The following is a 12,871-nucleotide window of genomic DNA, read 5'->3' on the forward strand; positions in this document are numbered from 1 at the left end:
AAGTTCAGGATGACGAATTAAGGGCGCAGAGTTTACCACTCCGCGCGCCTAAAATCTCACTTGCGCGCGGTGAAGAAGCGGCGGCTGGCGGCAGGAACGAACAGCAACGCCAGGATCACCACGTCGGGGATCTTTTGCAGGATCAGAACGTGCAGAATTTGGCCGCTGGTTTCCCCCTCCACGGTGAACACCTCGGGGAAGACGCTGCCGATGGTGGCCAGCAGCAGGTAAAGCACCACGATGCACTGGCAGACCACATAGCCCCAGCGCCCCCAATTGCGGCCGCGCATCACCGCAAAGCCGCAGCTGATTTGCAGGCACAGCAGCATCAGGCCGGCCAGAAAGATAAAGGTGGAATCCCACGCCTGCGCGCTGGTGTTGACGAACTCCTGCGCGCCGTCGACGCCCAGCTCACCCAGCAGCAGCACCACGCTGATGCACTTGATCGCCACCATGGCGGTGCCCGCCACCATCACCGGCACCGGCGCATCCGAAGTCGATCCCATTCCCTGCCCGCTTTTCAGCATGTCTGACATATCCGTGTTCCGCTACGACGCGCCACCTATACAGGTGGCGCATGTAAAGTCAGGTAGTTAGTTGCAATATTTATTGATTGCAAAAATAGCAGGTTTGTTACGATTCAGCTACGGGCCGCCCGCTGCAATTCACGCGATCGTTGTTTTTCCGAGCGCGCCATAAACCACCAGGCGATCAGGCCGAGGATGCCCACCACCAGCAGGATCAGGCTGGCCAACGCGTTAATTTCCGGGTTCACCCCCATGCGCACGCTGGAGAACACCAGCATCGGCAGCGTGGTGGCGCCCGGGCCGGAGACGAAACTGGCGATCACCAGGTCATCCAGCGACAGGGTGAACGCCAGCATCCAGCCGGAGATCAGCGCCGGCGCAATCATCGGCAAGGTGATGACGAAGAACACCTTCAGCGGCGGCGCCCCCAGATCCATTGCCGCCTCTTCAATCGAGCGATCCACCTCGCGCAGACGCGAACTGATGACCACCGCCACATAAGCGGTACAGAAGGTGACATGCGCCAGCCAGATAGTGAACATGCCACGTTCCGACGGCCAGCCGAAGGCATGCCCCATCGCCACGAACAGCAGCAGCAGCGACAGGCCGGTGATCACGTCCGGCATCACCAGCGGCGCGGTCAGCATAAACGCGAAGCCGGTTGAACCGCGAAAGCGGCCGAATCGCACCATCACCACGGCGGCGATGGCCCCCAGTACCACCGCAGCGGTGGCGGAGGCGGCGGCGATGGTCAGGCTGAGCCCCACCGCGCCGATCATCGCCGAATCGTGGAACAGTTCGCTATACCAGCGCGTGGACCAGCCGGCCCACACCGTCACCAGCTTGGAGCTGTTGAAGGAGTAGATCACCAGCATCAGCATCGGCGCATACAGGAAGGTAAAGCCGACAGTCAGGATGGCGATGCGCCACGGTGAACGCACTACCGGCAAGTTGTTCATTCCTGCCCCCCTATTTCCTTGTTCTGGTGTTTGTGGAACCACAAAATTGGCACGATCAGCAACAGCAGCATGATGGTGGCGACCGCCGAGGCCACCGGCCAGTCGCGGTTATTGAAGAACTCCTGCCACAGCACGCGGCCGATCATGATGCTGTCCGGCCCGCCGAGCAGTTCCGGGATCACGAACTCCCCCACTGCCGGAATGAACACCAGCATCGAACCGGCGATGATGCCGCCGCGCGTCAGCGGCACGATCACGCTGAAGAAGGTTTTCAGCGGCCGGGCGCCCAGATCCAGCGACGCCTCCACCAGCGAGTAATCCAGCCGGATCAGCGCCGTGTAAATCGGCAGCACCATAAACGGCAGATAGGAATAAACGATGCCGATATACACCGCCAGGTTGGTGTGCAGGATCACCAACGGTTGATCGATCACCCCTAGCCACATCAGAAAGTTATTCAGCGTGCCGTTGTTTTTCAGGATCCCCATCCAGGCGTAGACGCGGATCAGGAACGAAGTCCAGGAAGGCAGGATCACCAGCAACAGCAGAATGTTGCGGGTCGACGCCTTGCTGTGCGCCACCGCCCAGGCCAACGGATAGCCGATGATCAGGCAACACAGCGTCGAGACCGCCGCCACGCGCAGCGACTGCAGGTAGGCATCGATATACAACGGATCGTCGGTCAGCTGCAGATAGTTGGCGAAGTTGAGCGCAATGTTCAGCTTGCCGTCCACCCAGCTCATCAGCTCGGTGTAGGGCGGCACCGCCAACGCCAGCTCCGCCAGGCTGATCTTGAACACGATCAGGAACGGCAGCATAAACAGCAGCGTCAGCCATAAATACGGCAATGCGATCACCAGCTTGCGGCCGTGAGCCATCAGCAGGCGATGGAACAGGGCCTTGAGGGTGGAGGGCGTTTTGGCCGGCGGTTCCGGCGTACGTTCAGAAAGCAGGGTCATACGGGTTACTCCTCACCGGCTCCACTACACCGTCAACACTACGCAGCTGTCGGTTTCCCAACACAAACGCACTTCATCGCCCCAGGTGGGCATCCCTTTGCGAAAACGGTGGCCGTTTTGCAGCTGGGCGCTGATGATCTGGCCGCTGTGCAATTTCACGTGGTAGATGGACAGATCGCCCAGGTAAGAAATGTGCGCCACTTCCCCCACCGCGAAGTTGCAGCCGTCTTCCGGCACCTGTTCGCACAGCAGGATCTTTTCCGGCCGCAGCGCCACCTGGATCGGCACGCCGTCCACCACCGAAGCATCCGGATCCACCTTGATCGCATGGCGCAACCCGGGGCTTTGCAGGATCAACGCATCGTCGTGGCGCTCTTGCAGCACGCAGTCGAAGACGTTGACCGAACCGATAAATTCGGCGCTGAAGCGGCTGTTCGGATGCTCGTAGATCTCTTCCGGCTCGCCGATCTGCACGAACTTGCCGCGGTTCATGATGGCGATACGCCCCGCCATGGTCATCGCCTCCTCCTGATCGTGCGTCACCATCACGCAGGTCACGCCGACGCGCTCGAGAATGTCGGTCACTTCCAGCTGCATGCGATCGCGCAGCTTCTTGTCCAGCGCGCCCATCGGTTCATCCAGCAGCAGCAACTTCGGCCGCTTGGCCAAGCTGCGTGCCAATGCCACCCGCTGCCGCTGGCCGCCGGAAAGCTGGTGCGGTTTGCGTTTGGCGTACTCCTGCATGTGCACCAGCGCCAGCATTTCCGCCACCCGTTCGGCGATCTCCGCCCGCGGCATTTTGTCCTGCTTCAGGCCGAACGCGATGTTTTGCTCCACGGTCATGTGCGGGAACAGCGCGTACGACTGAAACATCATGTTGATCGGCCGCTGGTACGGCGGCACATGCGACATATCCTGCCCGTCGAGCACGATCTGCCCTTCCGTCGGCTGTTCAAAGCCGGCCAGCATGCGCAGCAAGGTGGACTTGCCGCAGCCGGACGGGCCAAGCAGCGCAAAGATCTCGCCCTTGTAGATGGTGAGGCTGACGTCTTCGACCGCATTCTGCCCGTCGAAGGTTTTGGTGAGGTTACGGATTTCCAGCAGAGGGGTGAAGACCTTCTGCGACTTGGCTTGAGGACGAGGGATGGCGTCGTTCAATCGGGGTGCTCTCCGGCGTAAAGCGGCACAAAACCACGGCGAGCGCCGTGGCCCAAAACGGCAATGCAGGCGGGGAGCGCCCGCCTGCCGGTTTACCGACGATGGGGGGATCCCCCCCATCATCACTTCCCGCTTTTAACTTTAGTCCATGCGCGGGTAATGACACGGTCCAGCTTCGGCGACTGCACGTTGAGCGTAAACAGCTTGGCGCGCAGATCGGCCGGCGGATAGACGTTCGGGTTCTCGCGCACTTCGGCGTTCACCAGCGGCGTGGAGTCTTTCACCGCATTGGCGTAATAGACATAGTTGCTGATGCCCGCCATCACGTCAGGTTTCATCAGGAAGTTCAGGAACTGGTACGCGGCGTCTTTGTTCTTGGCGTCCGCCGGCATGGCGAACATGTCAAAGTAGGTCAGCGCTCCCTCTTTCGGGATCGCGTAGGCTACGTTCACGCCGTTCTTCGCCTCTTTGGCGCGGTTGGCCGCCTGCATCACGTCGCCGGACCAGCCGATCGCCACGCAGATATCACCGTTAGCCAGGTCGTTGATGTACTGAGAAGAGTGGAAGTAACGAATGTTCGGCCGCAGTTTCAGCAGCAGATCGTTGGCCGCGCCGGTGTAGTCCGCCGCATTGGTGCTGTTGGGATCCTTGCCCAGGTAGTGCAGCACGGTGGCATAAACCTCGCTCGGCGCATCGAGGAAGGAGACGCCGCAGCTTTTCAGCTTCTCGAGGTTTTCCGGCTTGAGGATCAGATCCCAACTGTCGACAGGCGCGTCTTTGCCCAATGCCGCCTTCACCTTGTCGACGTTATAGCCGATGCCGGTGGTCACCATCAGGTATGGGATGCCGTATTTGTTGTCTTTATCGTTGTGTGCAACCAGCTTCAGCATCTCGGGATCGAGATTCTTGTAGTTGGGCATTTTGCTCTTGTCGAGCGGTTCGAAGATGCCGGCCTGCGACTGGCGTTCGAGGAAGTTGGATGAAGGAACCACCAGATCATAACCGGTGCTGCCCGCCATCAGTTTGCCTTCCAACACTTCGTTGGAGTCAAAGACGTCGTACACCACTTTGATGCCGGTTTCTTTCTGGAAATTAGCCAAAGTGTCCGGCGCGATATAATCGGACCAGTTATACACGTGCAGCGTTTTCTCTTCGGCTGACGCATTGACGGACGCGGCCATCAACAGGCCGGCAACCACACCCGATAACCACTTTTTACGTTGGGTGACCATCCGTAACTTCCTCCAAAACAGGGTGAATCATAGAATTGAACTTGTATCTGCAGCGATACAAAACCTTTCCTGATTGAGCGCAATCGTTGCAACCGCGAACTGAATGGCTATGCATATGATTGCATGCGCATTTTTCACTGCCCTGCTCGCGTGGTCACAAGGGAAATCGCAAGCCCTTTGCAGAATCAGCAGCATAGCCGCTGCCATCGCAACCCGCCAGCCCCCAGGGTAAAAAACGCCTTTTATCGATTTTTTATGCAGTTTTCTCTATGTGATACGCCATTAACGGCACAAAAGGCGAGAAAGATCGGGCGACAAAGGCCAAAGTGCAGAATATTTTATTGCGGAGGGGAGTCACGGCAGCATGCCGCCGGAGCGACGGCATGCTTAAGGTATGGCGAGGATCAGTGCAGCATCGGCTGACGCACGGCGCCAGCGGGGATCTCTTCTTCATCCCCCATAAACAGCAGATCGTTCGCCCGCGCCTCGAGGATCACCATCGAGACCTGCTCTTCGCCCTGCTGCATGAAGTGGGTGAACTGCTCGTAGGTGATGCCGACCGCCACGCTCAGCGACTGGCAGACGATCAGCTTCGGCAGGTTGTCGTCCTGAATGTCGACAAAGGCCTTGATGGTCAGCGAGCTGGCGTTGATCTGGCTCAGGTCCGCCACCAGCGGGATCAGCGCGGTCGGCTTCACTTCGGCCAGCGCGGAGAACAGAATGACGTTGTCCACCAGATCTATCTTGGCGTCGAACACGCCGTCGAAGTTCTGCATGTGCGGCAGGTGCAGCGCCTGGCAGGAATCGCACTCAAAGAAAGAAATGCCCGACTGATCCAGCCAGCGCCGCAACAGCGCCAAATCGGGGACAATGAGTGAATCCATAATAACCAGCCTCACAATATTCAATACGCGAAAAGGCGCATAGCTTACGGAATATTCACCCGATACGCCACGATCAATGCGGCTTAATTCACTAATTAAGATATTGCTCGGCGGGAAAAGCGCAACGCGCGTACCGTCAGCCGCCCGATTTCAGGCGGAAGCCCGGCCGGCCGCGCTGCTCAATGTATTCAATCATCATGCCGGCGATGTCCAGCCCGGTGGTGGTTTCCACCCCTTCCAGCCCCGGCGACGCGTTGACCTCCATCACCAGCGGGCCGCGCTGGGCGCGCAGGATATCCACCCCGGCGACGTCCAGCCCCAGCGTGCTCGCCGCTTTCACCGCGATCGCCCGCTCCCTGGCGGTGATGGTCACCTTGCGGGCGGTGCCGCCGCGATGCAGGTTGGAGCGAAACTCGCCGGGCTTGGCCTGCCGTTCGATGGCGGCCACCACCCGGCCACCCACCACCAGACAGCGCACGTCGCACCCCTGCGCCTCGCGCACGTACTCCTGCACCAGGATGTGGGCATTCAGCCCGCGAAAGGCGTCGATCACGCTTTCCGCCGCCTGCCGGGTTTCCGCCAGCACCACGCCGATGCCCTGCGTGCCTTCCACCAGTTTGACCACCAGCGGCGCGCCGCCGACCAGCTCGATCAGATCGCCAGTGTCGTCCGGCGAATGGGCAAAACCGGTGATCGGCAGATCGATGCCCTGCCGCGCCAGCAGCTGCAGCGAACGCAGCTTGTCGCGGGCGCGGGTAATGGCCACGGATTCGTTTAGCGGGTAGCTGCCGAGCAGCTCGAACTGGCGCAGCACCGCCGTGCCGTAAAAGGTGATGGCAGAGCCGATGCGCGGGATCACCGCATCGTAACGTTCCAGCTGACGGCCGCGATAGTGAATGGTCGGCGCCGCCGGATTGATGTTCATATAGCAGGAGAGCGGATCGATGATATCGATACTGTGCCCGCGATCTTCCGCCGCTTCACGCAGCCGCTTACATGAATAGAGCGATCCGTCGCGAGAAAGAATGGCAATTTTCACTCGTCACCCCAAAAGCCAACGCCTGCCCGGCAGGCGGGTTAGCGGCCGCGGCGCTCAGGCGCGCGGATCGCGATCCTGATTATCTTTCGATGCGTCTGCATCTTGCGGTTTGCGGCGATCGTTTTCCGGCGGCAAGCCGCCGCGCATCAGCGGCCCGAAGCCCTGCACCACGCGCCATACCAGAAACGCCGCCGCCGGCACCATCAGCGCCACGCCGAGGAAAATCATGCCGACCGCCGCCTGCTGCGACGCCAGCCAGCCCGGCAGCTGCAGGTGGCCGTGAATACTGAGGTAGGCCAATACCAGCATCACGATACCCAGCCCTTCCAACACCAGCACCGGGCGCGGTAAGTCACCGAATGAACGCATATTTTTCTTCTCCAGAAGGTCTGCCCCCAGTGTAGTGAATTCCCGCCGACGGCGACAGCCCCGGCAGACTAATTGGTTACATGAATCAGATTAACAGGTAATTCCTGCTTTTTTTTCACCGCCTCAACGGGCATAGTAGGCGCCATCTGACGCAGGTAATGACTTTTTCGGTGACGGGATGTCGTTGCAATCGCGAATAATTTATCGAAAATCCAATTAAGGAGCGTTGCATGTTTGCAGTAATCTTCGGGCGTCCTGGCTGTCCTTATTGTGTCCGCGCTAAAGAACTGGCGGAAAAACTGACTGAAGAACGCGACGATTTCAACTTCCGTTATGTTGACATCCACGCGGAAGGCATCACCAAGGCCGATCTGGAAAAAACCGTCGGCAAACCGGTTGAAACCGTGCCGCAGATCTTCCTGGATGAGAAGCACATCGGCGGCTGCACCGATTTCGAAGCTTACGCCAAAGAACACCTGAACCTGTTCCAGTAAGTTTTTGAACGGCAAAAAGGCGCTTAATGCGCCTTTTTTTATTGCCGCTGCCGCCGGTGCAACTGCTGAAGCGTGTGCAACAAACCGAGGGCGAACAGCATCAGCATCGCGCCGAACACGCACCAGAACACCGCGCTGGTGGCGTAAGCCAGTTCCTGCCAAAACGACGAGGACGGCGTCAGCCAGAAGTGGCGGATCAGCAGGCACAGCGGCAATGCATACAGCGCGCCAAGCAACGGGCAAAGCAGCCGCTTGCGGCTCGACAAATAGCTGGCGATCGCGCCGGGGATCACAAACAGCAGCAGGCCGGTTTCACCGTGGTGCTCATGATCCGTGCTGCCGAACAGGCCGGTTTGCTGGCCGAGAAACACCAGGCTGAACAACAGAAAACAGCTGAGAATGCCCAGCCAATATCTATAACTCGTCATGCGAATTCTCCCCCGCCCAATTACCGCATCAATAGAAATCGGCCCGGTCACCCGTGCGGTGACGCTGAACCGAATTTTTTCCTTGGTCAAAAGAGAGTTAAATGCGCACGGCGGCGCAGGAAATCAGCTTTCTGTGCTGGCTGTCATCGGTCATAGCGTCTAGAATGAACGCCGCCGAACGATGGTTCGCTTCGCCTTACGCTGGTGGTGATTTATGATGTCGTTTTAAGGCTGAATTTATCTCTTATAGTTATCTATATCAAGCACTTACTGGTAAACAATAAGTTATCCTCCGTGAACATAAACGTCGCTAGTTTGTTAAACGGTAACTACATTCTGTTACTGTTCGTGGTACTCGCACTGGGGCTGTGCCTCGGTAAACTCCGTCTGGGCTCCGTCCAACTCGGTAATTCCATTGGCGTTTTAGTGGTTTCTCTGCTGCTCGGCCAGCAACACTTCGCCATTAACACCGAGGCGCTGAATCTCGGCTTCATGCTGTTTATTTTCTGCGTCGGGGTGGAAGCCGGGCCTAACTTTTTCTCGATTTTCTTCCGCGACGGCAAGAATTACCTGATGCTGGCGCTGGTGATGGTCGGTTCGGCCATGGTGATCGCCATCGGCCTCGGCAAGCTGTTCCACTGGGACATCGGCCTGACCGCCGGCATGCTGGCCGGTTCGATGACCTCGACGCCGGTGCTGGTTGGGGCCGGCGATACGCTGCGCAACACCATCGTCAACGGCCCGGCGCTGCTGGCGGCGCAGGATCATCTGAGCCTCGGTTACGCCCTCACCTACCTGATCGGTCTGGTCAGCCTGATTTTCGGCGCGCGCTACCTGCCAAAACTGCAGCACCAGGATCTGTCCACCTCCGCCCAGCAAATCGCTCGCGAACGCGGCCTGGACACCGACAGCCAGCGCAAGGTCTACCTGCCGGTGATCCGCGCCTACCGCGTCGGCCCCGAGCTGGTGGCCTGGGCCGACGGCAAGAACCTGCGCGAACTGGGCATCTACCGCCAGACCGGCTGCTACATCGAACGCATCCGCCGCAACGGCATTCTGGCCAACCCGGACGGTGACGCGGTGCTGCAGGTGGGCGACGAGATCTCGCTGGTCGGTTATCCGGACGCCCACGCGCGGCTGGATCCGAGCTTCCGCAACGGTAAGGAAGTGTTCGACCGCGATCTGCTCGACATGCGCATCGTGACCGAAGAGATCGTAGTGAAGAACAGCAACGCGGTGAACAAACGCCTGAGCCAACTGAAGCTGACCGACCACGGTTGCTTCCTCAACCGCGTGATCCGCAGCCAGATCGAAATGCCGATCGACGACAGCATCGTGCTCAACAAGGGCGACGTACTGCAGGTAAGCGGCGACGCGCGCCGGGTGAAGAGCGTGGCGGAGAAGATTGGCTTTATCTCGATCCACAGCCAGGTGACCGATCTGCTGGCGTTCTGCGCCTTCTTCATCATCGGCCTGCTGATCGGCCAGATCACCATTCAGTTCAGCAACTTCTCGTTCGGCATCGGTAACGCCGCCGGTCTGCTGATGTCCGGCATCATGCTCGGCTTCCTGCGCGCCAACCACCCGACCTTCGGCTACATTCCGCAGGGCGCGCTGAACATGGTGAAAGAGTTCGGCCTGATGGTGTTTATGGCGGGCGTGGGCCTGAGCGCCGGCGCCGGCATCGGCCACAGCCTGGGCGCAGTCGGCGGCCAGATGTTGATCGCCGGGCTGATCGTCAGCCTGGTGCCGGTGATTATCTGCTTCCTGTTCGGCGCCTACGTGCTGCGCATGAACCGCGCCCTGCTGTTTGGCGCCATCATGGGCGCCCGCACCTGCGCGCCGGCGATGGAGATCATCAGCGACACCGCGCGCAGCAACATCCCGGCGCTGGGCTACGCCGGCACCTACGCCATCGCTAACGTGCTGTTAACGCTGGCGGGTTCGCTCATCGTGGTGCTATGGCCGGGCATACTCGGTTGATCGATTAGCGGAAGAGATGGATCGGCGATAAAAATATTTTGATTTTTTTGTCGCCGGCCAGAACTTTCGTTGGGGGCCGCAGTCTGAATTAGTGCCACTGCTTTTCTTTGATGTCCCCATTTTGTGGAGCCCGATAATCCCGCCTTTTAGGTTCAAGATTATCGGGTTTTTTGTTGCCGCACTCCACCGCCCGCGGGACCACCATCAGATGGCAGCAACACCTCAACTGACGACATACAGCGCCGCGTCCGCTCCTTCCTGAAACATCGTTTCTCTTAACGTTTAGTGTCGGGCGGTCGGCTATCAAACAATGCATTTCCCAAGGTTTGATTTCAGAAGGAGTGAGAGCGGAGTAACTGTATTAATTAGCAAGTGGGGCTGAACTCAACAACGGCCTTATCAATATCTTAATATCAAAAAAAGCAAGACACCTACGATGCCTTGCTTTTCTTTTTACATTAACAAGCGCCAAAAAGAACGACAGAGAACAGAACGGAACCGTTCAGATAAATAGTGGCCTTCAATCCCGTAGGAATAAAGGAACCACAGGTCTCTGCGCACACTTTAAGCTGCCCACCAATGGGAATTGGAATCGGCGAAGAAACGCAAAAGTCACCGTAGATAGGAATGGTAAAACAAATTTGGTTGTTTGCAGGGTTATAACTGGCCCCAACACAAACCGAAAGTTTAAGCGCCAACACGCCCTGCTGCTTAAGGTCTACAGGTACCGGCGCCGGTGTTTTTTGCGAAAATCCAACCGCAGTAAAATCAGCAACATGTTCATTTTGAGCATGCGGATCTTGTTCATTGCATTTACAATCAGCCATTGGAATATCCTCGTAAGTTTTTTTAGATATTAATTAGCGAACAATGTAATTGCCGTGGAGCTAATTACATTGATGAATCTAGCAGCACAATAATTAATTTCCATTCCTTTGCCACTAAATAAAATCAATAAAACAACAATAAAATGATTAATAAGAATATTTTTATTTATGTAACCGAAACGGTTTGTTATTACCGAAATAATTGCAATTCAAAATAATATAATCAGAGATGAAGGGAGATAAAAAATGAGGATATTGCGAGTGAGAATTAAAAAAATGCCCTTAAACCAAGGATGTTAACCTTGTTAGCTTGAGTCACTTTCCATTTTCCCTCTGTAGGTTGAAAAAATTTGGCTAAGCACCTGGCTTTCCTGCCTGAAAATAAAAAACCGCCTGAAGAGCCGCATATCATCGCAAAATGCTCTTCAAACGGTTTTGTACAAGATCATGTATTCACAGCGCTAATCGCGGATTACTTTGATTCAGCCTGGCTTACGGTATCTTCGGCTTTCCAGATGCGGTATTTCACTTCCGCGTCTTTCGGCGCATACACCACGATCGGCAGGCGGCTGTTGTAACGCTGCATCGCGGCGTCGCCCAGGTTGGCGGCGATGAATTTCTTGGTCTTGGTGTTATCCGGGCAGGCCATCATGGTCGAGGCCGGTTCGGACAGCTTCTCCAGCACCAGGTAGTCGTAGCCCCAGCCAGACAACGTTTTGGTCTCCAGGGTGCCGCCAATCATATGACGGTTGCAGTCCACTTCCAGCGTCTTGCCGATCAGCAGCTCTACCTTGTAGTTCTCTTCGTGCTCTTGCTTCGGCAGGTAGATCACCTGGCGGTTCATGCCCTTCTCGGCTTTCGGGTAAGGTGCGACCTTTTCCAGCGGCTGTTTGCTGATATCCGCGTCATCGCCAGAGGTAGCCGCCATGGCGCTGGCGGAAACGGCCATCAGCAGGCCGGAAAATACAACGGATGCCTTGTTCATGTTTATCCCTACACTTTTTGTCAAATAATCCGTCTATAAACTAATACACTACCGCCAAGCTCGCCACAGGTTTAATCTTCTTTACAATAGGCGATAAATAGTGACAATCGCCTGGTATCGTCGATTATCTGGAGCAATGGCTCAGTGTGTCTTCAGTTGGGCGATATAGGCCTTCACCACCTGATAGACGTAATCCTGGCACGCCAGCCCGGTTTGCGGATCGTATTTGCCCTGATTGGTGATGTTGTTGGACAACACGCGAATGCCGACGAACGGCACCTTGAACTCGGCGGCAATCTGCGCAGCGGAGGCGGTCTCCATCTCTTCGACCGACGTCCGGTAGCTGTCGTGGAAATAGCGAATGCGATCCAGCTCGCTGTTCCACACGTCGGCCGAACCGATCACCCCTTCCACTACTTTGCCCTGTCGGTAATCGCTCTTAACGCTTTGCGCAATCGCCAGCAGTTTGGGGTCGGCGGGAAACTGACGCAGGCTGTGCGCCTTTTGGTCCTCACCAGCGCTGCCCTTGGAAGCCAACAGATCCATCGGCTGCCACTGCCGCGAGTCGCTGCCTTCCCCCAACGCCTTGACCGGCGTTTTGAACGCCCCAAGATTGACCGAATATTTGCCCAGCACGATGTCATACACCTTAAGGGCCGGATCGTGACCGCCGGCAGTGCCCTGGTTGATGATCGCCACCGGATGGAACTGCGTGGCGGAGATCGCCGTGGCCGCCGCCGCATTGGACATGCCCTTCAGAGTCTCCGACACCACCACCGGGTAGCCGTCTACGGTACCGTGCCAAAAGCGCCAGCCGCCGATCTGCTCCTCACGCGGGTTCTCCAGCCGCTGGGCGAAACGTTCCGCTTCCACCGGCATTGCGCCCTGCACCACGATCGGCCCAGTGGCCGCAGGTTGGCCAAAGCTCAGCGGAGAAAAGACCGCACCGGCGGCCGCCAACAGTAAGACACGCGCTTTATTCTTCATCACCACACTCTCATCCCGAAAAAAGCAAACGATTACCTTA

At 57.4% G+C, this 12,871-nt stretch carries 14 protein-coding genes; 2 read left to right on the forward strand and 12 right to left on the reverse strand.

The window, feature by feature from the left end; all coding sequences use genetic code 11:
- Positions 1 to 56 precede the first annotated feature (56 nt).
- The 8 genes from ACOWVD_RS08455 to ACOWVD_RS08490 all read right to left on the reverse strand — a co-directional run bounded on the left by ACOWVD_RS08455 (position 57) and on the right by ACOWVD_RS08490 (position 7,127).
- The gene (locus ACOWVD_RS08455; RefSeq protein ID WP_015377294.1) at positions 57 to 536 is read right to left on the reverse strand and encodes a YbjO family protein; all 480 of its coding nucleotides are present in this window, start codon (positions 534 to 536) and stop codon (positions 57 to 59) included.
- A gap of 104 nt (positions 537 to 640) precedes the next feature.
- Positions 641 to 1,486 (reverse strand): putrescine ABC transporter permease PotI, encoded by an 846-nt coding sequence (gene potI / locus ACOWVD_RS08460; protein WP_088381427.1) that lies wholly within the window; start codon positions 1,484 to 1,486, stop codon positions 641 to 643.
- Positions 1,483 to 2,445: a putrescine ABC transporter permease PotH gene (gene potH / locus ACOWVD_RS08465; RefSeq protein ID WP_021504359.1), complete on the reverse strand. Its 963-nt coding sequence runs from the start codon at positions 2,443 to 2,445 to the stop codon at positions 1,483 to 1,485. The genes potI and potH overlap by 4 nt, the downstream gene beginning before the upstream one ends.
- 24 nt (positions 2,446 to 2,469) lie before the next feature.
- Positions 2,470 to 3,603, reverse strand: a complete 1,134-nt coding sequence (gene potG, locus ACOWVD_RS08470; protein ID WP_004938650.1) for a putrescine ABC transporter ATP-binding subunit PotG — start codon at positions 3,601 to 3,603, stop codon at positions 2,470 to 2,472.
- Positions 3,604 to 3,725: 122 nt separating this feature from the next.
- Entirely contained in the window at positions 3,726 to 4,835 is a 1,110-nt protein-coding gene (potF, locus tag ACOWVD_RS08475; protein ID WP_015377292.1) for a spermidine/putrescine ABC transporter substrate-binding protein PotF, read from the reverse strand.
- A gap of 404 nt (positions 4,836 to 5,239) precedes the next feature.
- A complete protein-coding gene (locus ACOWVD_RS08480; protein WP_004938666.1) occupies positions 5,240 to 5,719 on the reverse strand; it encodes a YbjN domain-containing protein in 480 nt (159 codons plus the stop codon).
- Positions 5,720 to 5,855: 136 nt separating this feature from the next.
- The gene (gene rimK, locus ACOWVD_RS08485; protein WP_041922205.1) at positions 5,856 to 6,758 is read right to left on the reverse strand and encodes a 30S ribosomal protein S6--L-glutamate ligase; all 903 of its coding nucleotides are present in this window, start codon (positions 6,756 to 6,758) and stop codon (positions 5,856 to 5,858) included.
- A gap of 54 nt (positions 6,759 to 6,812) precedes the next feature.
- Positions 6,813 to 7,127 (reverse strand): YbjC family protein, encoded by a 315-nt coding sequence (locus ACOWVD_RS08490; protein ID WP_015377290.1) that lies wholly within the window; start codon positions 7,125 to 7,127, stop codon positions 6,813 to 6,815.
- A gap of 230 nt (positions 7,128 to 7,357) precedes the next feature.
- On the opposite strand from ACOWVD_RS08490, the gene ACOWVD_RS08495 reads away from it, so the two are divergent.
- Positions 7,358 to 7,621, forward strand: a complete 264-nt coding sequence (locus tag ACOWVD_RS08495) for a GrxA family glutaredoxin (RefSeq protein ID WP_004938676.1) — start codon at positions 7,358 to 7,360, stop codon at positions 7,619 to 7,621.
- Between the two features lie 38 nt (positions 7,622 to 7,659).
- On the opposite strand, the gene ACOWVD_RS08500 is transcribed toward ACOWVD_RS08495, so the two are convergent.
- Positions 7,660 to 8,049: an inner membrane protein YbjM gene (locus tag ACOWVD_RS08500; RefSeq protein ID WP_015377289.1), complete on the reverse strand. Its 390-nt coding sequence runs from the start codon at positions 8,047 to 8,049 to the stop codon at positions 7,660 to 7,662.
- A 294-nt stretch (positions 8,050 to 8,343) separates the two neighbouring features.
- On the opposite strand from ACOWVD_RS08500, the gene ACOWVD_RS08505 reads away from it, so the two are divergent.
- Positions 8,344 to 10,032: an aspartate:alanine antiporter gene (locus ACOWVD_RS08505; protein ID WP_004938680.1), complete on the forward strand. Its 1,689-nt coding sequence runs from the start codon at positions 8,344 to 8,346 to the stop codon at positions 10,030 to 10,032.
- A gap of 458 nt (positions 10,033 to 10,490) precedes the next feature.
- Here the strand turns inward: ACOWVD_RS08505 and ACOWVD_RS08510 are convergent, their stop codons facing one another.
- The 3 genes from ACOWVD_RS08510 to ACOWVD_RS08520 all read right to left on the reverse strand — a co-directional run bounded on the left by ACOWVD_RS08510 (position 10,491) and on the right by ACOWVD_RS08520 (position 12,831).
- Positions 10,491 to 10,859 carry a hypothetical protein gene (locus tag ACOWVD_RS08510; protein ID WP_071796762.1) on the reverse strand — a complete coding sequence of 123 codons (369 nt, stop codon included), beginning with the start codon at positions 10,857 to 10,859 and terminating at the stop codon, positions 10,491 to 10,493.
- Between the two features lie 472 nt (positions 10,860 to 11,331).
- Positions 11,332 to 11,844: a serine protease inhibitor ecotin gene (gene eco / locus ACOWVD_RS08515; RefSeq protein WP_015377287.1), complete on the reverse strand. Its 513-nt coding sequence runs from the start codon at positions 11,842 to 11,844 to the stop codon at positions 11,332 to 11,334.
- A 141-nt stretch (positions 11,845 to 11,985) separates the two neighbouring features.
- The gene (locus tag ACOWVD_RS08520) at positions 11,986 to 12,831 is read right to left on the reverse strand and encodes a 5'-methylthioadenosine/S-adenosylhomocysteine nucleosidase (RefSeq protein ID WP_021504362.1); all 846 of its coding nucleotides are present in this window, start codon (positions 12,829 to 12,831) and stop codon (positions 11,986 to 11,988) included.
- Positions 12,832 to 12,871 lie beyond the last annotated feature (40 nt).

The organism is Serratia sp. SA088 (genome assembly GCF_049065515.1).
Taxonomy (GTDB): domain Bacteria; phylum Pseudomonadota; class Gammaproteobacteria; order Enterobacterales; family Enterobacteriaceae; genus Serratia; species Serratia nematodiphila.